This window comes from Variovorax sp. OK212 (assembly GCF_900112425.1).
GTDB lineage: Bacteria > Pseudomonadota > Gammaproteobacteria > Burkholderiales > Burkholderiaceae_C > Variovorax.
In genome coordinates this window covers 56,417-81,244 of sequence record NZ_FOLP01000022.1, presented here as the reverse complement: position 1 = coordinate 81,244, position 24,828 = coordinate 56,417, and the positions used below count along the sequence as shown (strand labels likewise).

At 59.8% G+C, this 24,828-nt stretch carries 20 protein-coding genes; 11 read left to right on the top strand and 9 right to left on the bottom strand.

Translation table 11 applies throughout. The features are described 5' to 3' along the window. The first annotated feature begins 1 nt into the window (after position 1). Genes BM004_RS34630 through mmsB form a run of 3 tightly spaced genes read left to right on the top strand, consistent with a single transcriptional unit; the run spans position 2 to position 2,874 of the window. Positions 2–880 (top strand): branched-chain amino acid ABC transporter permease, encoded by an 879-nt coding sequence (locus BM004_RS34630; protein WP_093220412.1) that lies wholly within the window; start codon positions 2–4, stop codon positions 878–880. A gap of 3 nt (positions 881–883) precedes the next feature. Then, positions 884–1,903, top strand: coding sequence for a branched-chain amino acid ABC transporter permease (locus tag BM004_RS34625; protein ID WP_093220410.1), 1,020 nt, complete (start codon positions 884–886; stop codon positions 1,901–1,903). Positions 1,904–1,950: 47 nt separating this feature from the next. Beyond that, positions 1,951–2,874, top strand: coding sequence for a 3-hydroxyisobutyrate dehydrogenase (gene mmsB / locus BM004_RS34620; RefSeq protein WP_093220407.1), 924 nt, complete (start codon positions 1,951–1,953; stop codon positions 2,872–2,874). 544 nt (positions 2,875–3,418) lie between these two features. Here mmsB and BM004_RS34615 read toward each other — a convergent pair. Both BM004_RS34615 and BM004_RS34610 read right to left on the bottom strand, forming a co-directional pair. Next, the gene (locus BM004_RS34615) at positions 3,419–4,387 is read right to left on the bottom strand and encodes a Bug family tripartite tricarboxylate transporter substrate binding protein (RefSeq protein ID WP_093220405.1); all 969 of its coding nucleotides are present in this window, start codon (positions 4,385–4,387) and stop codon (positions 3,419–3,421) included. Positions 4,388–4,405: 18 nt separating this feature from the next. Next, positions 4,406–5,131, bottom strand: a complete 726-nt coding sequence (locus BM004_RS34610; RefSeq protein ID WP_093334574.1) for a DUF1028 domain-containing protein — start codon at positions 5,129–5,131, stop codon at positions 4,406–4,408. Positions 5,132–5,296: 165 nt separating this feature from the next. Here BM004_RS34610 and BM004_RS34605 point away from each other — a divergent pair, with 165 nt between their 5' ends. Then, a complete protein-coding gene (locus BM004_RS34605; RefSeq protein ID WP_093220399.1) occupies positions 5,297–6,199 on the top strand; it encodes a LysR family transcriptional regulator in 903 nt (300 codons plus the stop codon). 495 nt (positions 6,200–6,694) lie between these two features. Further along, positions 6,695–7,405 carry a GntR family transcriptional regulator gene (locus tag BM004_RS34600; protein WP_093220465.1) on the top strand — a complete coding sequence of 237 codons (711 nt, stop codon included), beginning with the start codon at positions 6,695–6,697 and terminating at the stop codon, positions 7,403–7,405. A 69-nt stretch (positions 7,406–7,474) separates the two neighbouring features. Here the strand turns inward: BM004_RS34600 and BM004_RS34595 are convergent, their stop codons facing one another. Continuing rightward, a complete protein-coding gene (locus BM004_RS34595; protein ID WP_093220396.1) occupies positions 7,475–8,473 on the bottom strand; it encodes an MBL fold metallo-hydrolase in 999 nt (332 codons plus the stop codon). Positions 8,474–8,584: 111 nt separating this feature from the next. Here BM004_RS34595 and BM004_RS34590 point away from each other — a divergent pair, with 111 nt between their 5' ends. Then, positions 8,585–9,556 carry a LysR family transcriptional regulator gene (locus tag BM004_RS34590; protein ID WP_093220393.1) on the top strand — a complete coding sequence of 324 codons (972 nt, stop codon included), beginning with the start codon at positions 8,585–8,587 and terminating at the stop codon, positions 9,554–9,556. 250 nt (positions 9,557–9,806) lie between these two features. Here the strand turns inward: BM004_RS34590 and BM004_RS34585 are convergent, their stop codons facing one another. The 6 genes from BM004_RS34585 to BM004_RS34560 all read right to left on the bottom strand — a co-directional run bounded on the left by BM004_RS34585 (position 9,807) and on the right by BM004_RS34560 (position 18,466). Then, a complete protein-coding gene (locus BM004_RS34585; RefSeq protein WP_256220183.1) occupies positions 9,807–11,396 on the bottom strand; it encodes an amidase in 1,590 nt (529 codons plus the stop codon). Positions 11,397–11,508: 112 nt separating this feature from the next. Continuing rightward, entirely contained in the window at positions 11,509–13,023 is a 1,515-nt protein-coding gene (locus BM004_RS34580; protein ID WP_093220391.1) for an amidase, read from the bottom strand. Positions 13,024–13,057: 34 nt separating this feature from the next. Continuing rightward, complete coding sequence (locus BM004_RS34575) at positions 13,058–14,641, bottom strand: acyl CoA:acetate/3-ketoacid CoA transferase (RefSeq protein WP_093220388.1); 1,584 nt, start codon at positions 14,639–14,641, stop codon at positions 13,058–13,060. Further along, the gene (locus BM004_RS34570) at positions 14,638–15,381 is read right to left on the bottom strand and encodes an enoyl-CoA hydratase/isomerase family protein (protein WP_093220385.1); all 744 of its coding nucleotides are present in this window, start codon (positions 15,379–15,381) and stop codon (positions 14,638–14,640) included. The genes BM004_RS34575 and BM004_RS34570 overlap by 4 nt, the downstream gene beginning before the upstream one ends. A 15-nt stretch (positions 15,382–15,396) precedes the next feature. Then, positions 15,397–16,737 (bottom strand): FAD-dependent oxidoreductase, encoded by a 1,341-nt coding sequence (locus BM004_RS34565; RefSeq protein WP_093220383.1) that lies wholly within the window; start codon positions 16,735–16,737, stop codon positions 15,397–15,399. Positions 16,738–17,497: 760 nt separating this feature from the next. Beyond that, on the bottom strand, positions 17,498–18,466 hold the full coding sequence (locus BM004_RS34560; protein ID WP_143072604.1) for an MBL fold metallo-hydrolase: 969 nt from the start codon (positions 18,464–18,466) through the stop codon (positions 17,498–17,500). 295 nt (positions 18,467–18,761) lie between these two features. Here BM004_RS34560 and BM004_RS34555 point away from each other — a divergent pair, with 295 nt between their 5' ends. From BM004_RS34555 to BM004_RS34535, 5 genes are read left to right on the top strand one after another with little or no spacing between them, the layout of a single operon-like run. Next, positions 18,762–20,351: an ABC transporter substrate-binding protein gene (locus BM004_RS34555; protein WP_093220378.1), complete on the top strand. Its 1,590-nt coding sequence runs from the start codon at positions 18,762–18,764 to the stop codon at positions 20,349–20,351. A 33-nt stretch (positions 20,352–20,384) separates the two neighbouring features. After that, the gene (locus BM004_RS34550; protein ID WP_093220375.1) at positions 20,385–21,362 is read left to right on the top strand and encodes an ABC transporter permease; all 978 of its coding nucleotides are present in this window, start codon (positions 20,385–20,387) and stop codon (positions 21,360–21,362) included. 45 nt (positions 21,363–21,407) lie between these two features. After that, positions 21,408–22,325: an ABC transporter permease gene (locus tag BM004_RS34545; RefSeq protein ID WP_093220460.1), complete on the top strand. Its 918-nt coding sequence runs from the start codon at positions 21,408–21,410 to the stop codon at positions 22,323–22,325. A gap of 6 nt (positions 22,326–22,331) precedes the next feature. Beyond that, a complete protein-coding gene (locus tag BM004_RS34540) occupies positions 22,332–23,366 on the top strand; it encodes an ABC transporter ATP-binding protein (RefSeq protein ID WP_093220373.1) in 1,035 nt (344 codons plus the stop codon). Beyond that, entirely contained in the window at positions 23,363–24,421 is a 1,059-nt protein-coding gene (locus BM004_RS34535) for an ABC transporter ATP-binding protein (protein WP_093220370.1), read from the top strand. Before BM004_RS34540 ends, BM004_RS34535 begins: the two co-directional genes overlap by 4 nt. Positions 24,422–24,828: the final 407 nt, after the last annotated feature.

The following is a 24,828-nucleotide window of genomic DNA, read 5'->3' as shown; positions in this document are numbered from 1 at the left end:
TATGGAACTCTTTATCCAGCAAATCGTGGCCGGTCTCTTCACCGGCTCGATCTACGCATGCCTCGCATTGGGAATCGGGATGATCTATCGTGCAATCGGTCATGTGAACTTCGCGCAAGGCGAGATGGCGATGTTCTCCACATTCGTAGCTTGGCAACTGATGCAGTGGGGTACCCCGTACTGGATCGCGTTCGTCGCGACGCTTGTCTTTTCTTTTGTCGCGGCAGGCGCCATTCATCACGTGATCATGCGCCCGTTGGCCAAAGCAGATGAGATGAGCAACATCGCTGTCTTCGTCGGCATGTTCGCCATGATCAATAGCCTTGCCGGATTCATCTGGGATTTCAACGTCAAAACATTTCCCTCGCCGTTCGGCTTTGACAGCTTCTTGGGCAGCAAGCTCATCAGCCTGCACCAAGCCGGCGTGCTGGTTGTGGTGGTGGTGCTCCTGGTCAGCTTGGGTGCCTTTTTCCGGTTCAGCCGCGCGGGCTTGCACATGCAGGCGGCCGCAGCGAATCCGGAGTCGGCCCGGCTGGTCGGAATACGCGTCGGTTGGATGAAGGCGCTGGGCTGGGGTATGGCTTCAACGATCGGCGCTGTGGCCGGAATGATGATCGCGCCGCTGATCCTGCTCGATCCGAACATGATGTCAGGCGTGCTCATCTACGCCATTGCTGGTGCGGTGGTGGGCGGCATCACCAGCCCTGTTGGCGCCGTCATCGGAGGCTTGGCGGTCGGCGTAATCGAGAACCTGTCGGGAACCTACATCCCTGTGGTAGGCGGCGAACTCAAGCTGACTATCGCCATGGCCCTCATCGTCGTTGTACTGCTTGTCCGTCCGAATGGGCTGCTAGGCAAGAACATCGCGCACCGGGTCTGAGCCATGAATGCTATCTCCCCTCAGGCGAATCGACTCGCTGTGACTCCGAAGCGTCTCTGGCGTCAGGCCTTTCCATGGGTCATCGTGGCCTGCGCGCTGCTGCTGCCGCTGGTCTCGAAGACCTTCGTGACGTTTCAGGTCACCATGCTGATGATCTATGCGATCGCCATTATTGGGCTCAATGTCCTAACCGCAACCAGCGGACAGTTCTCGCTTGGCCAAAGCGCCTTCTTCGCGGTCGGCGCCTACAGCACCGGCATTGCGATGGAGCTTCTGGGCATTCCCTATGCGCTCGCGATTCCGCTCGCAGGCCTGTTGTCGTTCTGCATTGGCTGCCTGTTTGGGCTGCCCGCGTCGCGTCTGATGGGCGTGTATCTCGCGATCGCCACGTTCGCACTGGCCTTCGCGACACCGCAATTGTTGAAAATCAAGCCGCTCCAGCCATGGACCGGTGGCTCAGTGGGCTTCTCTGTGAGCCGGCCCAATGCGCCAACATGGATTCCGGTCAATTCAGATCAGTGGCTCTACTACGTGGTGCTCGCGGCCACACTCGTGGCCTATGTTTGCGCCGTTGGCCTGATTCGCAGCCGCAGCGGCCGGGCCATGCTCGCACTGCGCGACAACCCGACTGCGGCGAGTTCGATGGGCATCCGCGTGGCGCGATATCGCATGCTTAGTTTCGGGGTCAGTGCGCTGTTCACCGGTGTCGCAGGAGGACTCGGCGCGCTGGTCGTGCAGTTCGTGGCGCCGGACACCTACTCTTTCTGGCTTTCCGTCGCAATCTTGGTCGGCATGGTTGTCGGTGGAGTCGGTTGGCTGCCTGGAGCCTTCATCGGCGCAGCGTTCGTCCTCTACGTGCCGAACGTCGCGGAGGAAATCTCAAAGGGGCTGTCGGGTGCTGTGTACGGCGCCATTTTGGTCGGGCTGGTGTTCGTCCTGCCTCGCGGGGTCAAGGGCTTGCTCGACCTGGTCGAAAAACGGCGCTCCGGCGGGATGTCCGACGTCGGGTCGTCGACACGCTGACCCTGCGCGGGTCTTGTCAAACATTGAATCATTAATTGGAGATACGTATGACTCAGATCGCATTTATTGGCCTCGGGAACATGGGGCATCCCATGGCTCGTTCGCTTCTCAAGGCAAACTTTCCAGTTCACGTGTACGACTTGTCTGAGGCCAGTCGCAATGCACTGGCCATCTTCGGCGCCACACCGAAGTCGAGCTTGGCCGATGCCGTGCGGGACGCAGATGTTGTGATCACGATGGTGCCGACCGGCAAACACGTGCGCGCGGTCTACGAGGGCCCCGATGGCGTATTGCAGAACGCGAAGCCGCAGGCACTGCTGATCGACTGCTCGACGATCGACGTCGATACTTCGAAGATCGTGAATGCAATGGCAAGGTCCTTCGGATACGAGATGGTTGATGCACCCGTGACCGGATCCGTGTCTGCCGCCGAGAAGAGCGAGCTGACCTTCATGGTGGGCGGCACTGTCGAGGCGTACGAGCATTCGCTCCCGATCCTGCGCGCGATGGGAACCGCGTTCTTCCATGTCGGCGAGGCGGGGGCGGGCCTCGCTATGAAGATCTGCAACAACATGATGACCGGGATCATCTTGCTGGCGAACTCGGAAGCATTCGAGCTGACCCGCCGGTTCGGCATCGACGATCGATTGGCATTTGAGGTGCTTTCGCGCGGGAGCGCCGGCTCGTGGGTTCTCAAGAACTACTGTCCCGTGCCGGGGCTCGTACCCACATCGCCAGCGTCCTACGACTACACGCCTGGCTTCTCCACCGATCTGATGCTGAAGGACATGCGGCTGTCCCAATCCGCTGCGGCCTCGCTGGGGGCGAGCACGGGGCTCGCCGCTTGCGCATCAGCGATGTATCAGCTCGCCTCTAATCAGGGCTACGGCCATAAGGACTGCAGTTACGTCTTCGAGGTCGTCCGTGGCGGCACTGCAAAGGCGTTGCCGGAGTCGACTGCCCGCGGTTGAGGGCTCGCCGTAGCTCAGGGGAACAGCGCACTCCAGCGGAGTGCGTCTAACGTGGTGTCCCCCCTCAGGGATATGGGTGTTGAGCCGGCCTCGAATAGCGCGCCATCGCCAGGCGCGCTATCCGCACATGGCCAACCCGACGTTTGCGTGATGCCGCAGGGCGGGACCGCCGTGGAGCCTTGACACTAGATGCATTCTGCAGCGCGTGGGACGCGGCAATGTGCTGCGTGGTGGCGGAAGGCGTGGAGAACAGGCGAGCGCTGAGCTGCGCCAGGGAGGTCTCCCACTCCTGCTCGAAGTCGGTATCCGGGCGAATGGCCGGTGACCATCATCGTGAACCGCGGATATGCCAGCGGACAGGTGCCCAGTGCGATCATTGCCAGCTCCATGCCCGGCGCTGACCTCCTTGGCCGGCGTGCCGTAAAACTAGCGGGCGGTCAGGACGTTCTGGTAAGTGTCGATCGCCTGCTGCGCGCGACGGTCCTCGCCCAGCATCTGCTGTTTTCGATTTGCGGGGGGGCGCAGTTGCGCCTTGCTAGCCATATCACTGCAGGACAATGTTCATCTTCCTGGCCATGTCATTGAAGGTGCGCACATCGGCATCCGAGCGTTGCTCGAACTCCTTCGCAGTCTGAAAGCGCGGCACCAGTCCCAGTGCAGCGATGCGCTTCTGAGTAGCCTTGTCGCCGATGACCCGCGCCAGATCCTCCTCGAGCTTTGCGACCACCTGCTCGGGCGTCGCGCGCGGGACGATCACGCCATAGTACGGGCTGACCGCCAAGCCAGGCATCGATTCGCTCAGCGTCGGATGCTGTTCCCATCCTTCGAACCGGTTCTCGCCGAGCATGGCCAGGACCTTCATCTTGCCGGCGTTGATGTGCTGCGCCAGGCCGACCAGCGGGTCCACCAGCACATCCAGGCGTCCACCCAGCAACTCGGACTGGGCGGTCCCGTTGCTGTTGAAGCCCACCTTGAGCATGGAGAAACCGCCGCGGCGCATCAGGATCTCCATGCCCATGTAGGTCGCGCCGAGACCGGCGATGCCGTAGTTCACCGTGTTCGGATTGGCCTTAGCGTATGCGACCAGTTCCTTGACGGTGTTGAATGGGGCATCGGGGCGCGCGACCAACGCCATCTGCACTTCCACAAGATTGGCGACGCCGCGCCAGTCCTCGCGCTTGTACGGTGTTTTGTAGAAGATCGGGTTGACGGCCAGGTTCGCACCGGCCATGCCCAGCGTATAGCCGTCGGGCTTGGACTTGGTCACGAAGTCGGTACCGACAACCGTGGCGGCACCGGGCTTGTAGTCGATGAGCACAGGCTGGTTCCAGAGGTCCTGGAGCCGCTCCGCCACGATGCGGTAGAGCGCGTCCGCACCTCCCGGGCCGAAAGGCATGACGATCTTGACAGGCTGACTGGGATAGGCTTCGGCCGCAGCCGAAGCAAAGGCAGTGCCAAACGCGGTCGAGGCCATCCACTGGAGGGTGGTACGCCGGCTGAAAGAGTGGGCCATTCGAAAACTCCGGTTCGGTCAAGCTGTGTCGCGTGCGATGCCGTGCTGGCGGTCGAGATTGGCTTGGAATTCTTCTTGCGGAAGGCCAGTCCCAGGCGCCGTCGCGCGCAAGCGGTAGTAATCGTGGTACGGGCGGTAGGTCTCATAGAGGCGCCGCAGTTCATCCACCGCTGCCGGGTGGAAATCCACCCGGAGGTCGAGCTCGGGGACATCCTCCCGGTCGACCACGACGATGGCAGCCGATCGTTCCGGCAGATGCCCGCTCCGGCCAGCCTGGCCTCCGGCATCCCGGGCGGCCTCGATTGCAGCGAGCAGGCGATCCTCGAGGGCATCCTCCGTTCGCCGGATGAATGCTTCGCACATGGCGTCCAGCACGCGCTTGTCGGCCAGCACGTTGCCGAAGGCGGCGAAATCCTCGCCAATGAAGTGGCCGGCCCAACCGCGGGCCTGTGTGCCGGTGAACACGGCCGGGCGGCCGCTGCGGCCCAGCACGCATGTCTGGCGGTATTCGGCGTGGGGATCGTCGGCCTGCAGGATCTGCAGTACATGGGCCGCCGAGAACCCAGCGCCGAGCAGACGCAATGCGGTGGACTGGTTCGCCTGGCGCGGAAATGCCTGTGTGATGGCGAGGCCGATGTTGGCCTGCATGCCGCGGCAAAGCTGCCCTGCGACGAGCGAGTAAGTGGCGATGGCCATGCCCAACTTCCCGCTGGTCGGGCATCTGGCGGCAATGGTGTAAGTCATGAGGTCGAAGTCCTTGGTTGGGGGCTGGGCCGGGTTGGAGCGACAAGTCTCCTGCTGCAGCCGCGGCGACACAATTTGCAAGTTTGGGGGGCAGCCTTCGCTGGCGGACAAGGCTGCGGAACGGTGCGTATATTGCGTCGGTGCATCACCCTGGATTGACCCGCCATGCAGTTTGATTTTTCGGATCTACTCTTGTTCGTGCGCGTCGTGGAAGCTGGCAGCATCACCCACGGCGCCGCGAGAGCGCATCGGTCGCTGGCTGCGGCCAGCGTGCAGATCAAGGAGATGGAGCGCGCTATCGGTTCGCCCTTGCTGGTGCGCGACCGCCTTGGGGTCACGCCCACCGACGCAGGGCGTGCACTGCTCCAGCACAGCTACCGCCTGCTCGATGGCATGCAGCAGCTCAAGGACGAGATGGCCGAGTACGCGGAGCGCATCAGCGGCTACGTCAAGGTCTATTCCAACTCGGCGTCGCTGCTGGAATTTCTGGGCAGGCCGCTCGCCCGCTTCCTGGTGCAGACCCCGGCCGTGGACGTGAACATCGAGGAAGTCGCCAATCACCTCATCCCGGACGCGGTGCGGGAAGGCAAGGCCGACTTCGGCATCGTGGCGCAATCGGTCGACATGAAGTCACTGGAGTTCGTTCCCTACCGCAGCGACCGATATGTCGTCGTCGGGCCGGTGCAGGGACCTCTTGCGGATGGATCGGAGGTGGACTTCGCCGACTTGCTCGATTTCGATTTTGTCGGATTGGGTCGCGGGACGGCGATCCAGGTCCTGCTCGAGGACGTGGCGCATCGACAGGGCAAGAAGTTCAGACACCGTGCGCAACTGCGCGGCTTCGACGTGGCTTGCTGCCTGGCAGCGGAGGGCGCTGGAATCGCACTGATCCCGGAAACGACGGCACGGTCCATGCGGAGGGTTGCCGACTTCAACATCGTCCGGTTGCGCGACGAATGGGCGCAACTGAATATGGTGATCTGCAAGCCGCCCGACGCCGACTTGTCCGTGCATGCACGTGCCCTAATCCGGTTCTTGCGGGGCTGGAACGAAGAGGCAAGTGCCTAGACCCTCTGCTCGGCATGCGAAGGCTGTCGAACCTTGCGCCGCAGCGCCGGAAGCCCTTCTGTTTCACAGCCCTGAACCAAACCCCACTTCGATATCCAGCCATCCCCCGCGTTTGTCGCGGGAGTTTGTGAAGCTGTGATTGAAGTCCGTTTCCGTCGCGATCTGGCGATGGAGATCGCCCTGACTTTTCCCCGCCTGCTAACGGATGGGGTTAGTTCTTCGCCCACGCCATGTCTCGGGATTGCAGGCTGACGCCCTTAGTGGCAGAGGGAGTCTTCGTAGAGCAGGTGCAAACTTTGCGGTGAGATTTGCATCAAGGCACATGCCAAAGACAATCGGACGTCACACCCGCTTGAGACGTGGTGCCGTGTGAATGATCGCGCACATTGGCCATCGATGCCAAAGCTCGACGCTACGGCCGCCAGATATGGCAGCGGGATATCTCGAGAGCTTTCTTGATTTACCATCATCGCTATCGCAATGACGGATCACCACATGCCAGCCACTAAGAAGATCGCGACCAAAAAACTTGGCAGGAAAATAGCGCCTACCGAAAAACCGGTTTTGCCTGGGGAAGAAGAAACACACGTAGTCCAAGCCTATACGCAGATCGAGGAAATGATCGCGACGCTCAAGTTGCCGCCGTCGCAGGTTGTTTCGGAAAACATGCTTGCCACCATGATCGGCTTGGGCCGGACACCTGTGCGCGAGGCGTTGCAGCAACTCGCGCGCGAAGGACTTGTAGTCATCATGCCGAGACGCGGCATCGTGGTGGCCGACATTGATGTGCGCAAGCAGCTTCGATTGCTTGAAGTGCGCCGCTGTGTGGAGCGTTGCATAGTTGGGCTCGCTGCGCGCCGCGCCAATGACGAGGAGCGCGGCCGATTTCTAGCGATTGCCGGGGAGATGGAAGCCAAGCGCAACGATGGCAAGGCTTTTTTGGTTTTGGACGGGTGTCTTAACCAGTTGCTGCTCGATGCCGCCCGCAACGAGTTCGCTGTCTCGTCGATGAAGATCATGCAAGGCATGTCTAGGCGATTCTGGTTCGCCCATTACGAACGGGCCGCAAATCTCTCGGAGACTGTAAAGTTGCACGCTGCGATCGCTCGGGCCGTCGCGAAAGGGTCAGAGAAGGAGGCGGTGAAGGCGCTCGACGCTTTGATGGAAAACGTCGAGGCATTCACCAGAGCGACATTGGATTCCTAACACTCGGCTTATTCGTACATTCGCGCCATGCCTCCTTCGCTCGGTTCAAGTCGAGCCGGGCACTGACGTTTATTTTTTTATCGGGAGCGCGTCGTTGACATAGGTTAGCGGCACGAAGCGATAGCCATCGGCCACCTTGCGGAGATGGCCGACGCCCGGGAACGAATAGTGTGCTGGCGCCACCATATAACCCTTCGCTGCTGCATCGGCGAACGCTCGCCGTCGCGCAGCGGCCGCTTCTTTGGGGTTGACGTCGTACTGGATCGTGACATTTGGCGCCGCCAGCTGCACTTCTGCTACGTGTAGCACATCGCCCCAGAACATGAGTTTTTCGCCCCTGCTCTCGAGTAAATAAAACGTATGGCCGGGAGTATGACCCGGAGCGGGGACGGAGCGGATCCCTGGAAACAGTTCGACGGCGCCGTCAAACGGTTTAATTTGGCCGGAGTCGGCATATGGACCGATCTTTGCCTTGGCTTGCTGGAAGTACTGTTTTTGAGACTCGGGAGCTCGTGCGAGCGCTTGTGGATCCAGCCAGTAGTCGACCTCTTTGCGCTCAACATGGATGACGGCGTTCGGGAAGACTCGCGTTGTGCCGTCCATCAAACCGCCGCTGTGATCCGTGTGGACGTGGGTGAGGAGAATGTCGGTGATCTGCGCTGGCTCCACGCCGATGGCACGCAGGCTGGCCGGCAACTTGTTTAACGTCGGCCCATAAAGCTCTCCGGTGCCGGCGTCCACCAGGATGAGCTTGCCGGCAGTTTCGATCAGGAACGCATTGATCGAGGCGTCGATGGTCGTTCCGGCAAATCCATCCTTCAGCAGTTTCGCTACGTGGTGGCCCTTCGTATTCGTCAGAATCCTTGTCTCCAATGGGATGGTGCCATCAGACAAAGCAGTCACGGCAATGTCACCGATTTTTAAGCGATAGAAGCCAGCCTGACTTTTGGCGAGCTTGGTCAGAGGCTCTGCGGCGCTGTGCTGTGCATTGGCCGAGGAGAAAGATCCGGCACCGACGGCGATCAGCAGGGCGGCGAGCATTGGGGCGAAAGATTGACGTGTAGTCATGGAGACTTTCCTGGGGGTTGAGAGCGATGAGCGCTAGTTTCTCCATCTCCACAAAGTTAATAAACTACCAAATAATAGATACACTATATCCATCGCGTTGAGAGAAGCCGTATGATTGACGATGTAGTGGATCTAAGGGTCTTTGTTCGAGTTGTCGCGACCGGCAGCATGTCAGCCGCAGCCCGCGATATGGACCTGTCATTGGCTGTGGTCAGTAAGCGGATCGGGTCTTTGGAGCGAAAATTGGGCGTGCGCTTGATGCTACGCACCACGCGAAGCCAGTCGCTAACTCCAGAGGGGGTGGCTTTTCATGAGCGCTGCGCCCGTATCCTGCAGGAAATCCAGGGCGCGGAGCACCTGATGGCGGGCAGTCGTGAGACCGTCAGCGGCATGCTGACGCTGACCGCTCCGCGCACGTTTGCACGGCAATACTTGGCACCCATCGTTGCCGCTTTTCAGGCAAGGCATCCTGCGTTGTCCATCAATCTGAAACTGAGCGACGACGTCATGGACTTGGTCGAAAGTGGCATCGACGTTGCCTTCCGCTTCGGCACGTTGCACGACTCGTCACTCAGTGCACGTCAAATTGCTCCGAACTACCGAGTTCTGTGTGCCGCGCAGTCCTATGTTGCACGTAACGGTGCGCCGACAACACCTGACGAACTGTCTCAACACGCGTGCATCGCCTACGGCCCGCGTCCCGCTGGTCATTGGCTATTTCACGTCAACGGGCAACCGCTCGCCGTCAAGATTCAAGGGACCTTCCTTGTAAACGACGGTGACGTAGCGCAGTCGTTGGCACTGGAGGGAGCCGGGATTTTTTTCAAGTCAATCTGGGACGTCGGCTCGCACATCCAAGCGGGCCGCCTTTTGCACGTGATGCAAGACTTCGCGGCTCCAACGGAGCCCTTACATGTGGTCTTCCCGCACGGCCGTCAACTTGCGCCGCGCGTCCGGCAGTTCGTTGACTTTGCTGTTGAGCGGTTGCAGGATGCTTGGGAGCACCTACTGCCCGAAGGGACCAGTCGAGCAGGCGCTCTAGGACAGAACAACGCAGACAAACCAGAAACGCTGCGCGCGTAACCGCGCCTCGGCGTGCAAAACCTTCTGTACTCCCCCGGAGACGACGAATCTGCAAGGCTAGCAGAGATCCAGGACGACTTGAAGGCGTAGGCAAACGACCTACTCTTGCTGGCATGTCTCGGAGGCATGAGCTGAGCCATCACGGATGAAGGGAGATCAGCGGGCACTCCAGCTCATCGCCACGTCACTCGGCAGTCGCGAAGGTAGGGACGTTGCTCGTCGTCCCCCTGCTGCAGCCTGGGGGGCCAGGTTAATCGAGCGACGCGAATCCCGCCTGCTCAAATGCGAAGGCGGCGGCCAACACCGTCGCGTCGTCGAAATGCCGGCCGACCAACATCATGCCGACTGGTAGCGCGCCGACACGGCCGCAGGGAACGCTCATGGCCGGATGCCCTGTTGCGTCGAACGAAGCTGTGTTGGCCATCATGTTCAGCGCAACATTGAGATAGGTATCCAAGCTGTGATACGCATCAAGAGGCGTTGCCAGTTGCGGCGTGGTGGGCATCAGAAGGACATCTACGTCGCGCAGTGCTGTGTCATAGCTTGCGCGCAAGCTGCGGCGCAGGTTCTGCGCCTTGGCGTAAAGCGCGCCGCCAAACTTATCATCCAGATATTGACCGAGCAGGATGACCGCTTTCACCGTCGGTGAGAACTGGGCAGCACGTTCGCGTCGTGCCTTCCCATAGGTTTCGATGAGTTTGACATCATAGAGTCCAGGGGCACCGTGGCCCATTGAGTTGTCGCGCACCATTGTGCTCCACGCACCTTCGTTGGCAATGCCGCTCCAAATATCCAAGCCTGCGGTGTGTAAGGGAATGGAGACTTCGTGCACGGTGCAGCCGAGCTTTTGAAATTTCAAAGCGGCGGCTCTCACGACAGTCTCTGACTCAGGCGATGCCAGTGCGCTGCCGAATCCCTCGCGTAGGACGCCGATCCTCAACCCCCGAGGATCGCGGCCCAGTTGCTGGACGTGGCTTTGCAGTTCAAACGGCGTGTTGATCTGTCTTGCGTCCAACCCATCGCGTCCAGCGATGACGTCGAGTAGCAGTGCGACATCATGGACGCTGGCGGCCATGGGGCCCACATGATCGAGACTAGGTTCGATCGGGAACGCTCCTGTGTAGGGGACAAGTCCCCACGTGGGCTTGTGTCCGAAGACGCCGCACCAGGCGCTCGGAATACGCACCGAGCCACCTTGATCGCCGCCGATCGCCATGTCGCAGGCGCCACTGGCTACAAGGGCGCCGCAGCCACTCGACGATCCTCCGGTCATATGAGCGGGGCTTCTGGGATTGCGCACGGGTTCGGGAGTGGAGGTATGCGAGCCCCCCGAAAAACAAAGGTCCTCGCAGACCGCCTTGCCGGCAATTTCACCACCCGCCTTGAGGATCCGCGAGACCAGCGTTGCATCTTGATCGGGGACAAAGCCGTCCAATAACGCTGAGCCGTTCTGCATCGGCAGACCAGCGACCGCGATGTTGTCTTTGATGGCGATTGTCTTACCTGCAAGTGGGCCATCAGCGGCCCCTTTGACGGAGGCCTTCCATGCCCACGCGGAATAGGCGTTCCGTGCGCCAGTAGGCCGTCCGCCGCCTGCCCTTGAAAATTTCAAAGATGGAATCGGATCGGGCATACCGATCAGCCGTTCGTAGCTTTCCAGGCTCGACGCAATAGATCGACTAAACACACGGAGTTCTGTCGAGTCCAGTTCAAAATGGTGCTTCGCCGCAATCGCTCGCAACTGCTCGTCAACGGGATGGTCAATCATGAAAATTCCTTGATCTTTCGGCAGCTGGCCAATTTCCACGCGGCAGCTGATGCTCCAGAAGCCGGCCAGCAAGAACTGACTGGGAAGGCGAGCGAAATGAGACTGAAAGCAGTTGAGGGACCTCTGCTTTTGCTTGCCACCAATTGGAAGCCCGCTGACGGTTTTTCTCGAGTGTGGATTTTGATCACTCAATTGAGTGGCTGACTGCCTGTTCGAAAACATGCGCGACAGAAAGCAACGTGGCGTCATCAAAGTGGCGGCCCGTTAGCGTCATTCCGACGGGCAGACCGTTCGACGTGCCACAGGGCACACTCAGCGACGGGTGTCCGGTCATGTTGAACGGGGCTGTATTTGCCACCATGTTCCAACCAGCCACCACGAGCGATTCCGCATTGAGCGAAGGGTCGTGGCGGTGCGCCTTCATCGGCGTAGTTGGCGTGATCAGCAGATCGTTGTCGACGAGCAAAGCGTCGTAGGCGCTGCGCAGATCCGCACGAAGATTCTGTGCTTTGCCATAGAAACTCCCGTGATAGTTCTCGCGCATGTATGTCCCGAGAAGGAGGTTAAATTTGGCCTGCAGAGGGAGGGCTTCGCCGCGAAGTTGCATCCCACTGCCGAACGAAAGGGCAAGGTCGGGGTCATAACGGCCGCTCCAGTGATGGCCTTGGCCACTGGAGTGGAACGTTGCAGTCACTCCTTCTGCAAAAGCACCCCACACAATGGCGCCAGCGGTAGTGTGCGCAGCGCATTGAACCTCATTGACCGTGGCTCCGAGCTCAGCCATCTTGTCGATCGCCGCCCGAACGGTATCGTCGACATCGGCTTCGCCGCCATCCGTGCCGAATCCATCTCTCAATACGCCGATGCGGACCCCCTTGAGGTCCGAGCGACACAGTGCTTTCATATAGGAGTGTCGAGGAACGGAACGTTGTCGGGGGTCTAAACCATCAGCGCCTGCAATCACTTCAAGCAACCTGGCCACATCACTCACGTTGCGTGCCATCGGACCAACGTGGTCAAAACTCAGGTCATAACCCAGGATGCCGGAGTAAGGCACCAGAGAAAAGGTTGGTTTCAGACCGACGACGCCGCACCAGGACGCTGGGATGCGTATGGAGCCGGCCTGGTCACACCCGATCGTAAGGTCAATCTCGCCTGAGAAAAGCGCGGCGGCTGACCCGCCCGAGGAGCCACCAGCCAGCCGGGTGTCATCATGCGGGTTACGCGTGGGCCCGTAGACGCTGGTATCGCCTGCGCCTGAGAAGGCCAGATTGTCCATGTTCAGAATGGCGACGACATCACCTCCTTCGTCTAGTATTCGACTGACGATCGTCGCGTCCGCGGAAGGGACATGTTCAATGACGTTGGATCCACAGGTCAGTGGAACGCCCGCGACGCAAATGCTGTCTTTCAGGCCGATGCGCCGACCGGCGAGCAGACCGATACCCGAACCTTCGACCTGGCAACGTCGCACAATTGCGTTGCAAAAGTTCGTCGCTGCATCTGGTCGCGACCCCGATTCACGCCGGCCTGCACGGACCGCAGGTGCCGACAGCGTCATCAGATCCAGCAGGTCGTAGTTGGTCATTACCCGCTCAAATAGCGCTTGGTAGGAAGCTAATTCACCATTGCCAATTGAGAAATGGTTTTGCGATGCGAGTTTGTGAAGTTGGGCGGGATCGGGTCTGCGCACTGTCATGCTGTTCTCCTTGCTACGTTGGAATGCCGCTGGTCTAGAGACCGTTCGCAGGCGACGCATCGAACAGGCTCGCATCCATGAACTTCAAAGGCTCTGCAATTCGCACCGGTCGGAACGACATAAGGTCAAGCACGTCTCGTTGCAGTTCGATGCCCGGAGCAATTTCGAGCAGAACCAATCCTTCGGGGGTGACCTCGAACACCGCTCGCTCGGTGACGATCAAGGCCGTCTGTCCCCGCGTCACGCCCTTTGCAATGCTGTAGGTGATGCTTTGTACAGTCTGGACGAATTTGCTCACTCGTCCCTCCCGTTTGATCAGGAGACGACCCGCTTCGCATTCGATCTCCAGTCCGCCGGTGGTGAATGTTCCGGTGAATACTAGGCGTTGCGCCGCCATGGCAATGTCCACAAAGCCCCCGGACCCCGGGTTGGCTTTGCCGAACTTGCTGACGTTGACCGAACCTACCGAGTCGATTTCGGCGAACGCGAGAGCGCCAAAGCGGCACAGTCCACCGTCGATCACGTCAAATTGGCTCACTCCGTCCAGAAGCGCGTCAGGAAACATGTTGGCCGAAAACTGCCAGCCGTTCATGACGACTCCACCATAGGAGCCATGCTCGGTCGTGAACCAGTAGTCACTCGGCCCATCCGATGTGCTGATCTGGCCTTGTTCGACCATGACGAGCGGAATGTCGGCCGCTGCACCGAAGCCGAAAATGGACAGCTCATGCTTGCGCACCTCGAGTGCAGCACGCCGGGCGATGATCTTGTCCGCGCCGAACGCTATGGCTGGCAGCGCACTATTGCTCCGGCCACCCAGGTAGGCCGGCTCGTATGGTGTGTCAGTGGACATCATCATGTCCGGGGTTAACACCAACGCATCTACGAACATGCCGGGCAGGCGCACATTTGTAGCAAGGCGCTCGCCTGCAGGCACTATCCGACGCACTTGGGCGATTACGCGACCTCCACTGGCTTTGGCTGCCAGCGCCAGCGCAATATTCGAGGATGTCAGTGGTTCGTCCTCGAATGACAAGTTGCCGAATTCATCCGCGGTGCTGGCGCGGATGATCGCGACATCGAGTTTCCAGGTCGGGTAGAAGAGCAACTCCTCACCGTCGATCTCGACCAGCCGGACCAGGTCGTCTTCGCATGTCGTTGTGAACTTGCCGCCTCCTTGACGCGGATCGATATACGTTCCGACACCTACACGAGTGATATAGCCGGGGCTTTTGCGTGCAACTTCGCGTAACCAGTGCATCGTCGCCCCAATGGGCCAGGAATACGCCTCGATCTTGTTGTTCTGGATTAACTCCATCAGAGCCGGGCGGCGGCCGGTCTGCGGATCTATTGGATTGATATAGGAGCCGGCGATGATTCGCTTCATTAGCCCCTCCTGCGCCACATGGTCCATGCCGCGGATGCCCACGGCGTCGCCGGTGCCGACTGGAAAATAGAAGGTCAGATCACGGGGAAACGAAGTCTCTCTGAACCGGTCGCCCAATGCCTTCAGCGTCAGATCCGGTACCACCCACCCGATCACGCCCACTGCGCCGACGCTGGCACCGTCGGCGATCGATGCGACGGCCTCTCGGGCCGTCATTACTTTGCCGTTCATGCACGTGCTCCGAATTTAGACAGGACAGCCTTGGCGGACTCGCCCTCGCAGTTGCTGGCGAATGCGCGCGACGCCAACCGATCCATCAATTCGGCATTCGCAGCGGCGAAGGGTTCGAAAAACCGCTTCGTCGACGCAACGGCTTCAGCGGGAAGTTTTGAAAGGGCACCTGCAAGTGCCATGGCTCGGTCGGCAGCGGCTCCGGGTTCGCATACATAGTCAGCCACCCCCATGCGGTACGCTTCGTTGCCATCCATGGCCTCTGCGGCCCACGTCAGCAGCCGTGCCCGGACCGGGCCGACGCGCGCGAGTAGCGCACCCAACCCCCAAGGCGGCAGCCATCCATTCGGCACCTCTGGCAGATGCCAGCGAGCATCGCGAGCGGTCACGACGACATCGCATGTGGCCGCCAGAATAAAGCCGCCGCCCAACGCATAGCCCTCGACCGCCGCGATCACCGGTTTGGTGATTTCGGTGATGACACGTGCGACCTCTGCCATATCGGCCTCGTGATCGCACATTTCCGCGATCGAGAGGCCGCCAAGCTCTTTAAGGTCACTGCCGGCGCAAAAGGCAGGCGGGGCGCCCAGCAGTACGATGGATCTCACGGACGGGTCGCGATCGGCGGCCACGAGTGCGCGCCGCAAGGCATCGCGTATCTCGATGCCCAATGCATTGCGGCGTTGCGGGCGGTCGAGCGTGATGACGGTAACCGAATCCCGCGTATGGGCGTTCAACATGTGTTCTCCTTTAGTTTAAATGTGAGCACCGTCGTTATTCAAACGACTGCGAATGGCAGCGGGGTCGACGGACCGTGCTGGCAGTCGATCGCGCACAGCAATCGATGCGGCATGCCCGACCGCCTGCCCGTATGAAAAACACTGAGCAGTGACGCGCGCCGAGGCCACGGCTTCGTGCTCGGCGCTGAGGCAGCGGCCCGCCACCAACAGGCCTTCACCCTGCGTGGGAACAAAGCATTCGTAAGGCACCTCGTAGTAGTCGTCCAACAACCACTCGACCTTGGGCTTCGCGCCGGCGTGTAATTCAATGGGCCAGGCCGACCGCGCGATCGACGAGTCGAACTTGCGCGCGGCGAGGATGTCCTTGTTCATAAGCTTGGCCACGCCCTCAGCCTGGCGTGTTTGTCGGACTCCGACCTGCACCGCGCTGTCGTTGATGAAAGCATCTGCACAGCCGACAAGGTGGTCGCGGAAGAAACGGGCATATTCGCGGATTTGCAGTCGTCCGTTGATCTCTGCTTCAGTGAAATCGCGGTGGAAGAGAGGATTCAGTTCGCGCCCGTCACTCGCCGTGATCCGCGTGCAGTTGCAAAGCAACTCACCCGGGCGGGTCGTTGTAAAGAGCCAGATTTTCGAACGGGGCAGCGCGTAGTTGCCCGCGTCGTTCTCGCGCCGTATCAAGGCGCCGACCTCTTCGCCCATGATGGTGTCGCTGCCGTAGTGGCCAAGGAAAGCCGAAACATCCACGCCCATCATCCGAAAGATCATGGTCGGGTTTTGCACTCGTCCTTGGTCACCGACGAAGCTGTCGAGACCAGCCATGGCAACCACATCGGCATCGCCGCTGGCGTCGACCGTGACGTCTGCGCGGACTGTCACGACGCCTTGCTTTGTCCAGATCTGCGCGCCCTCTACGCGCGAGCCGCCTTCCATAAGCACACCGGTGGCAACAGCGTGATAGATCACTTGCACGCCGGCGTCAGCTAGCAAGGCGTCGGCAGTGTCGCGCCAGGCCAGAGGCTCATGCACGCGCGTCCACGTTTTGCCATAGGCGACGGGGGGGCCCAGCCCGCCCCGGCGCGCGAGCTCGGTGCAAAATTCATCAGCCATGCCGAAAACGATCTGTTCTGGTTTGGCGCCAGCGCGACCGGTGGCAAGGTAGAGGCCGCATACGGTGCCGGAGAGGCCCGCAACAGCCCCGCCACCACAAAAACCGTATCGTTCAGCTAGGACCACGCGCAATCCTTGCCTTGCTGCGGTCACGGCAGCGGCGACGCCCGCTGCCCCCCCTCCGACCACGAGGACGTCGGTGCGGATATGTTCGCAACTTGTGCTGCGTATCAATGAATTCGTCATGCAGTTGATCTGATATGTCAGTGGTCGACATCATCCATATGACTGAAAGCAAAGTCAACAGCTATGCACGATCGGGTGTCGGTGAATCTCAGTCGACATCCGCTCTTCTGCCGCAGCATCTTCTCGTTTACGATGATTCATGCGCTTGAGCGAGTGCCTTGGTGCCTGCCGGCCCGATGGTTGTCAAACCTGGCTTGCGCAGCAACCGAGCATGGCCAGATAGCCCATGTGCTGGACGCTCCATAGGCCGCGACAGGCCGATTGGTCGCCGCGCACCCGCCCTGAAGCTCGCAGATTGCGGGACCAGATCCGCGATACCAAATCGAATCCTGGATATACGGTAACGGTGGGAAAGGATGGTCATACGCGCCGCTACGGCGCGGGCAAGTCGTGCAGCGCGGAAGGAACTTGGCAAGCTAGCGGGCTAGTTGGCCGATGCGGCCATGGGCAACTACATCGCTGCTTACATCAAGGCAAATCATGCCGTCCATGATGCGGAAGTCGTCCTTGGCACGACCGATCCCTGGTCTGATTGACGCAGGGCATCCATGCTCAGTCACGTCGATTCTGATCGACTGCACTTCATAAAGCGCAATGCATCGGTTGAGGCTGGGTCTCGGGATGCCGCGGTGCTGCTCCGCATGGCAGCACGAGAGGTGCATGAGCACGCGCAGCGGTGTCTCGGTCCGATGGATTGGTTGAACGATTGACCCGCGCCGGATGGACGATTTCCAAGGCAGGGACGCTAAGGCCATGCCGTTTATCGAAGTCTTTCGTCAAGCTGGTCGTACATTCTCTTGATGGCCACGAGACGTTGTGAGTCTGCGAGCATCCAGTCTGTGTAGGGCCCCCAGTTCGCCTCCTTCATGGCATCGTCGATGGAGAGGCCCAGCGACTTGAGACGCGTCACTTCGGCTATGACATAGGCCACCGCGCCGCGAAACTCCACCAGTTGCTCACGCGAACGCGAAGCGGCTTCGATAAATCCATGCCCGGGAACGAATTGCTGTACGTCCATCTGGAGGGCTTTGTCGATTGTCGATAACCACTCGTCCGGAAATGCGGCGCGCATAGCGGGAAACACCCGGTTGAAATAGACCTCACTCATGAAGAGAATTTTTTCCTTGGGCGCGTAGACCACGAGGTCGCCGCCAGTATGTGCTCGTCCTAGAAACATCACGCGAACCTCACGTCCACCAATATCCACTGTTTCTTCGCTGGAGGTCATGGCGGTTGGGGGCACGGACACCCGGAGCGCGTCAGGCTTTGCATTGATTGCATCGCTTGCAAGCTGCGCGCGGGAGGTCGGATGCACGATCAAGCGTGCATCTTTTGGCAGCAGCGCATTGCCTCCAGTGTGGTCCAAGTGATCGGATCCGAACACATACCACTTGACGGGTTTGTCGCTCACTCGCGCGATGGCCTCGAGCAGGCGCCTCATGGCCTGCGGACTCTCCTGGCCGTCGGCCAATAGGACACCTTCGGTCCCAACAAAAAACATGCTGACCGTGGTAAAGCCTGGAGCACGGATGTCTTCGTAGCCATAGACGCCATCGGCCAATCTGATTGTGCGGGGGAAGTCGCTCGACTTCAAACCGCGTTCTGCGGGATAGCCGGTTTTGACTTGGGCGAGAGCTGGCGATAGTGGCAGGAGACAAGCTGCGGTGAGCAGCAGGCTGACCAGGCGCGAGCTTAGGCAATGAATGGCGATCGGCGATGGAACGGTCACGGGCTTCCTTGTGTGGGCGTAAGAACAACGCCGCCACTATGCGTTCGCCCGGGTCTTCGATATAGGCCTCGCGAGCAGAAGGTTCGTCTGCTTTCGGTTGAGAGTCGTGAGTCAGGCGTACGCCACTGCATTCTCAACAAAACCAAGAGAAACAATCAACAAATCTTTGAGTATGCAACTGATATGTTAGTTGTTAGACTGGCGATCGAAGTAACCCCCGTTGTTTCTCCTTGCCGGGATGCCTCATCAAAGGCGGCGGCTTGGTCATTGATTGCCCTCTCAAGGAAATGCCGCAATGTCAATACCGCTTTCAAAGCGCGCCCGGTACCAAGCGCTGGTCGTGGCGGCCGTCATCAGCGTCTCAGCGTTGACGTCAGCACAGGCAGCAGATCTAAGTGTGGCTCTGAGCTCGCCGCCGACCGCGCTGGATCCCCATTTCTACTATGCGGCGGCGAACGTCGGTGTGTCGGAGCACGTTTTCGAGTCGCTGGTCAAGTTAGATGCGGACAGCCGCGTTATTCCCGGTCTGGCGCAATCCTGGCGCTTGGTCGATGACATGACCTGGGAGTTCAAACTCCGTCCGGGCGTGAAGTTTCATGACGGTTCTGATCTGACGATGGATGACGTGGTCTGGTCGCTTGATCGGCCGGCGACCATCACCAACAGCCCTGGCAAGTTCGATGTCTTCACCAAGCAGATCGTCGGCAAGAAAATTGTCGACGCCTATACGATCCAATTGAAGACGGCGGTACCGTATCCGCTGATGCCAGTGGATCTGGTCGCGGTTCTAGTTGTCTCCAAGAAAGCGACGCAGGGCCTCAGCACGGACGACTTCGCCCAGGGCAAGGGGATGATCGGGACCGGGCCTTTCAAATTCCTCCAGTACAAGCGCGACGACCGCGTGGAACTCGTTCGAAACGACGCTTATTGGGGAGAGAAGCCGGCTTGGGATCGGGTGACCTTGCGCTTTATTCCGAACAACGGCGCGCGCATGGCTGCGCTTCTCGCCGGGGACGTGCAGGCCATAGAAAACGTTCCGACGCCAGATCTTGCACAAGTCAAAGGCAACGCGAACCTCACGCTGGTTTCCAAGATCTCGGCGCGCACCATTTATCTGTACGTTGATACGGCACGGTCGGCTTCACGCTACGTCACCGACAAGGAGGGCAAGCCGCTTGCCAAGAGTCCGCTGACCGATCCGCAGGTTCGACGCGCGATCAGCATGGCCATCAACCGGGAGGGCATCAAGAGCCGCCTCATGGAAGATCTCGCCGAGCCTACCAACAACCTGGTGCCTCCGACCTTGTTCGGCTACAACCCGAAACTCAAGCCTGTTGCCTACGATCCGGAGGGCGCCAAGAGCCTTCTGGCGAAGGCTGGCTATCCGGGCGGTTTCGCGATTACTTTGCACACGCCTAACAACCGCTACATAAACGACGAAAAGATCACGCAGACTATCGCCCAGAATCTTGCTCGCATCGGCATCGCAAGCAAGGTCGAGGCCATGCCCATGGCGGCATACGCCGGTAAGGGCGCAAGGAAAGAGTTCTCCATCGGACTGCTCGGATGGGGGCCGATCGAGGCCAGTTCGCCGCTGAGGGCATTGCTGGCATGCGAAGACTCCAAAAAGGGTTTCGGAACTCAAAACTGGAGCAACTACTGCAACCAGGAAATGACCGCGCAGCTGGAAAAGGCGCTGGCTACGGTGGACGACACGGCTCGCCTGAAACTGCTTCAGGACGCGACCGCGTTGGCCATAAACGATGGCGGACTCATTCCGATCCACCAACAGTTTACGACCTGGGCTATGCAAAAAGGACTCGTCTACCTGCCCCGGACTGACGAGCGGACTTATGCGTTCAGCTTCCGGCCGCGTGTGAAGTGACGGACCACGCAATCAGCCAAACCTAATCACACGATGCTCGCATTCATTACTCAACGGCTACTGCAGAGTGCGCTGGTGATGCTCCTCATGTCGATGTTGGTGTTCGCAGGCGTCTTTGCCGTTGGGAACCCAATCGACTCCCTGATCGGCCCCCAGGCGACCCAGGAGGACATCCGGCGGACCATTGAGGACTTTGGCTTGGACAAGCCATTGTGGTCTCAGTACTTCAGCTTTTTGAAAGGCGCGCTGCATGGCAATCTGGGCGTCTCGTTCGCGTTTGGAATACCCGCGCTACCACTGGTTATCGAGCGAATGCCGGCGACCTTGGAGCTCGCTTGCTGCGCGACGATTCTCGCGCTGTCCATCGGCGTTCCTTTGGGCCTTTGGGCGGGGCTGCGTCCGGGCAGCCTGGTCGATAGGGCTATTCAATCGCTCTCGATCTTGGGGTTCTCATTGCCCACCTTCTGGTTGGGTCTGATGCTGATCGTTGTCTTTGCAGTCCAATTGGGGTGGCTCCCAGCGAGCGGACGAGGGGAAACCGCAACTGTCTTTGGCCTAGCGCTGAGCTTCCTAACGTGGGATGGCCTACGACACCTGATCTTGCCAGCAGTGACCCTGTCGCTGCTCAATATCGCCATGGTGATCCGCCTGACGCGCGCCGGAGCGCAGGAAGCCGTGTTGCAGGACTACGTGAAGTTCGCGCGCGCCAAGGGCCTCACTGAAAAACGCGTGGTGGGTGTTCACGTGCTCAAGAACATTCTGATTCCGATCGTCACGGTCCTTGCCTTGCAGTTCGGCTCCATCATTGCGTTCGCCATCGTGACCGAGACGATTTTCGCCTGGCCTGGCATGGGCAAACTGATCATCGATTCGATCCAACTGCTCGACCGACCGGTAATCGTGGCGTACCTGATGGTCATCGTGGCACTGTTCGTCGTCATCAATTTGGTGGTTGACTTGGCTTATAGCGTGCTGGATCCGCGGGTCCGACTGTCTGCTTCCGATGCGTAAGTTCACTTCGATGACGCTTTGCGAGCGATCTGGCGGTACTCGGCCATGACGGACACTTCTGTGGGTTCCGGAAATCCGGCGGATGCCACCCCATCTTCCTTTCTGCGTCTGTGGTCGATGTACCGCTCCAGCAAGGTTGCAACGGCCGGGCTTTTCGTGTTGGTTGCGATCGTTCTTGCTGCACTGCTGGCACCCTTCATTGCGCCTCAGGATCCTTACAACCTTGCCCTACTCGACGTGTTGGACGCGCGGATGCGACCTGGCGAGACATCCGCCGAGGGGCTCAGGTTTCTCTTGGGATCCGACGAACAGGGCCGCGACATCCTCTCTGCCATCCTTTACGGACTGCGCATTAGCGTTGGCGTCGGTCTGGTCAGTACGTTGATTGCACTGGTGATCGGCGCCACGCTGGGCCTGCTGGCTGGATTCAAGGGCGGCGCCACGGATGCGTTGATCATGCGTGCAGCCGACTTGCAGCTTTCATTTCCTCCGATCTTGCTGGCGCTCATCCTGCTGGCGTTGTTGGGGCCGGGGCTAGCCAACATCGTGATCGCGCTGGTCGCAGTGCAGTGGGCCTATTACGCTCGCACAACTCGCAGTGCTGCATTGGTCGAAAGCCGCAAGGAATACATCGAGGCGGCAAAAGTGCTGGCGCTGTCACCGGTCCGTGTGATGTTCAGGCACCTGTTGCCCAACTGCATGCCGCCGCTCATCGTTATCGCAGGTCTGCAGATCGCATCTGCCATCACGCTGGAAGCCACGCTGTCTTTTCTAGGCCTTGGCGTGCCTATCACGCAGCCTTCCCTGGGCTTGCTTATTGCTAATGGGTTCCAGTACCTGCTTTCCGGAAAGTACTGGATCAGCTTCTTCCCAGGTGTAGCGTTGTTCCTGACGATCGTGGCGATCAATCTGGTAGTCGACCAGTTGCGCGACGTGCTGAATCCACGTCTGCAGACTCGTTGAGTTTTGATGGAGCAATCTTCTATGCTGTTTACGGATGCTGGCTCCCAGCCTGTCTTGCAGGTGCGCAATCTGCGCACCGAGTTCCGTACGTCGACCGGTGTAGTGGCCCCCGTTAACGATGTTTCATTCGGTGTGCAACGCGGTCAGGTTATGGGCTTGGTGGGTGAGTCTGGCTCTGGCAAATCGATGACCGGCTACTCCATCATGGGGTTGGTCGACAAGCCTGGTCGAATCTGCGGTGGAACGATCGAATACACCGGTAGAGACGGCGTGACGATTGACCTCCGGGCATTGACCCAGGAGCAGATGCGTCGCATCAGAGGCAACCGCATCGCCATGATCTTCCAGGATCCGATGATGACGCTCAATCCGGTCCTGCGTATCGACACACAGATGATGGAGGCGGTGCTTGCGCACGAAGCAGTGGGTACGAGCGAAGCCCGGCGTCGGGCACGTGAAGCGCTCGTCAAGGTCGGCATCCCGTCGCCAGACGATCGCTTGCTGGCCTATCCACATCATTTTTCGGGAGGGATGCGACAGCGCGTCGCGATTGCTATCGCACTGATTAACAAGCCTGATCTGATCATTGCCGACGAACCAACTACGGCGCTCGATGTCACGATTCAAGGACAAATCCTCTTCGAGATGCAGAAGCTTTGCGCCGAATCGGGGACTGCGCTCATCTGGATCACGCACGATCTGTCGGTGGTAGCGGGACTGGCAGACTCGCTCAGTGTGATGTATGCGGGCAGGATCGTCGAATCGGGTTCGGTCGCTGAGGTACTCGAGTCTCCGATGCATCCTTATACGCAAGGGCTTATTGGATGCGCGCCGTCGCGCAGTCGGCGCGGCCAGTCGTTGGCTCAGATCCCAGGCATGACCCCGTCGCTTGCCCGTCTTCCTGTCGGATGCGCCTTTTCCGAGCGCTGTGCCGTAGTGCAGAACGACTGTCAACGGAGCGCACCGCTGCAAACCAACATCTCTGGCCGGGTGCTCAGATGCTTTCACCCCGTGCGGCAGAAGTATGAGATCAATGTATGAAAAGCCCCGTTGCCGAGAATCTCAACCTTGCCCCGCATCTCCCGGTGCATCAAGACGAGGCGCCGCTTTTGGAACTGAGGCGGGCGTCGAAGCGCTTCGTCAAACCGATCGGTGGTTTTGCCCGGGCCGGGCGCCTCTTCGGCGCTAGGGTCGAGGCCCAGGCGGTGCGCGCGGTCGACGACGTCGATTTCACCATTCGACGCGGTGAGGTGGTGGGCCTGGTAGGCGAGTCGGGGTGCGGAAAATCGACGCTTGGACGTATGGTCGTCGGTCTGCATTCATTGACAGAGGGAGCCCGGCTTTGGAAGGGCGATTCGTTGAGCGGCAAGGACATCGAGGAGCGAAGACAGCGCCAACTTGCTATCCAGATGATCTTCCAGGATCCATATGCGTCGCTTAATCCGCGTATGCGCGTCATCGACATCGTTGGTGAGGCCCCGGTGGTTCACGGTCTGGTCAAAGGGAGGGATCAGCACGCCTATGTCGCACGGATGCTCGATCGCGTCGGTCTGGATGAGGCGTCCATGCAGCGCTTTCCGCATCAGTTCTCGGGAGGGCAGCGCGCGCGCATTGGCATCGCGCGCGCGCTGGCGGTGCAGCCGGAACTGATCGTCTGTGACGAGTCTGTCGCTGCCCTTGACGTCTCTGTACAGGCTCAGGTACTCAACCTCTTCATGCGACTCCGTCAGGAGCTCAACCTAACTTACCTCTTCATCAGCCATGATCTTGGCGTCGTGCAACACATCAGCGACCGCGTGGTAATCATGTATCTTGGCCGCGTGGTGGAAAGCGCTCCGACCGAAGCGCTGTTCGCCAGTCCAAGTCATCCATACACGATCGCACTGTTGGCGGAGGCTCCGAGTCTCGAGGTGCGAAAGAAGGCATATGTGTCGATCGTGGGTGAAATCCCGTCCCCACTATCGCCGCCGCCGGGGTGCCACTTCCATCCGCGCTGTCCCCAGGCGCAAGACCGTTGCAGGGTCGAGCGCCCTTTGCTGCGACAGATTGGCGTGCAGCGTTGGAGCGCCTGTCACTTCAGTCCTGAAGTGGCATGAAGGACCGGGCGCAATGGCCCTTGTATGCGCTGGCCGCGGCGCGGGAATGTGACACCGAAATGGCGGGACATCACGGGTGCGAGACGCCCGATGGCAGGGCAGATGCATACGACAGGCACGAGAGTGCCGCAGCTTACCCGTCAATGTTCGATGAAGACGGTCCGCAAGTCTGGGAATGCAACTGTGCATCTCGTCTGAGTGCGCCGGCGCCTGCGCGGTTGCGGATCGGGAACGTTCAAGTTTGTGTTAACGGCTTGGATCTGCTCCATTGGCCACAGCGGCAGCCTTCTGTCAGTGCCGAGTTTGTGCTGCGCCCTGGGATGAGACCGCGGCTCTATATGGCGGCCGGCTTCTTAGGTATGCGGTCACCTGCAGCGATTAACTTTTCGCTCCTAAGCCAATTTTCT

What these genes read in the sequence shown, in the direction of transcription:
- BM004_RS34555 (WP_093220378.1), top strand. Translation starts at nt 18,762, where the DNA reads ATGTCAATACCGCTTTCAAAGCGCGCCCGGTACCAAGCGCTGGTCGTG.
- mmsB (WP_093220407.1), top strand. Translation starts at nt 1,951, where the DNA reads ATGACTCAGATCGCATTTATTGGCCTCGGGAACATGGGGCATCCCATG.
- BM004_RS34605 (WP_093220399.1), top strand. Translation starts at nt 5,297, where the DNA reads ATGCAGTTTGATTTTTCGGATCTACTCTTGTTCGTGCGCGTCGTGGAA.
- BM004_RS34625 (WP_093220410.1), top strand. Translation starts at nt 884, where the DNA reads ATGAATGCTATCTCCCCTCAGGCGAATCGACTCGCTGTGACTCCGAAG.
- BM004_RS34615 (WP_093220405.1), bottom strand. Translation starts at nt 4,387, where the DNA reads ATGGCCCACTCTTTCAGCCGGCGTACCACCCTCCAGTGGATGGCCTCG.
- BM004_RS34590 (WP_093220393.1), top strand. Translation starts at nt 8,585, where the DNA reads ATGATTGACGATGTAGTGGATCTAAGGGTCTTTGTTCGAGTTGTCGCG.
- BM004_RS34600 (WP_093220465.1), top strand. Translation starts at nt 6,695, where the DNA reads ATGCCAGCCACTAAGAAGATCGCGACCAAAAAACTTGGCAGGAAAATA.
- BM004_RS34540 (WP_093220373.1), top strand. Translation starts at nt 22,332, where the DNA reads ATGGAGCAATCTTCTATGCTGTTTACGGATGCTGGCTCCCAGCCTGTC.
- BM004_RS34535 (WP_093220370.1), top strand. Translation starts at nt 23,363, where the DNA reads ATGAAAAGCCCCGTTGCCGAGAATCTCAACCTTGCCCCGCATCTCCCG.
- BM004_RS34575 (WP_093220388.1), bottom strand. Translation starts at nt 14,641, where the DNA reads ATGAACGGCAAAGTAATGACGGCCCGAGAGGCCGTCGCATCGATCGCC.
- BM004_RS34545 (WP_093220460.1), top strand. Translation starts at nt 21,408, where the DNA reads ATGACGGACACTTCTGTGGGTTCCGGAAATCCGGCGGATGCCACCCCA.
- BM004_RS34570 (WP_093220385.1), bottom strand. Translation starts at nt 15,381, where the DNA reads ATGTTGAACGCCCATACGCGGGATTCGGTTACCGTCATCACGCTCGAC.
- BM004_RS34610 (WP_093334574.1), bottom strand. Translation starts at nt 5,131, where the DNA reads ATGACTTACACCATTGCCGCCAGATGCCCGACCAGCGGGAAGTTGGGC.
- BM004_RS34595 (WP_093220396.1), bottom strand. Translation starts at nt 8,473, where the DNA reads ATGACTACACGTCAATCTTTCGCCCCAATGCTCGCCGCCCTGCTGATC.
- BM004_RS34580 (WP_093220391.1), bottom strand. Translation starts at nt 13,023, where the DNA reads ATGACAGTGCGCAGACCCGATCCCGCCCAACTTCACAAACTCGCATCG.
- BM004_RS34550 (WP_093220375.1), top strand. Translation starts at nt 20,385, where the DNA reads ATGCTCGCATTCATTACTCAACGGCTACTGCAGAGTGCGCTGGTGATG.
- BM004_RS34565 (WP_093220383.1), bottom strand. Translation starts at nt 16,737, where the DNA reads ATGACGAATTCATTGATACGCAGCACAAGTTGCGAACATATCCGCACC.
- BM004_RS34630 (WP_093220412.1), top strand. Translation starts at nt 2, where the DNA reads ATGGAACTCTTTATCCAGCAAATCGTGGCCGGTCTCTTCACCGGCTCG.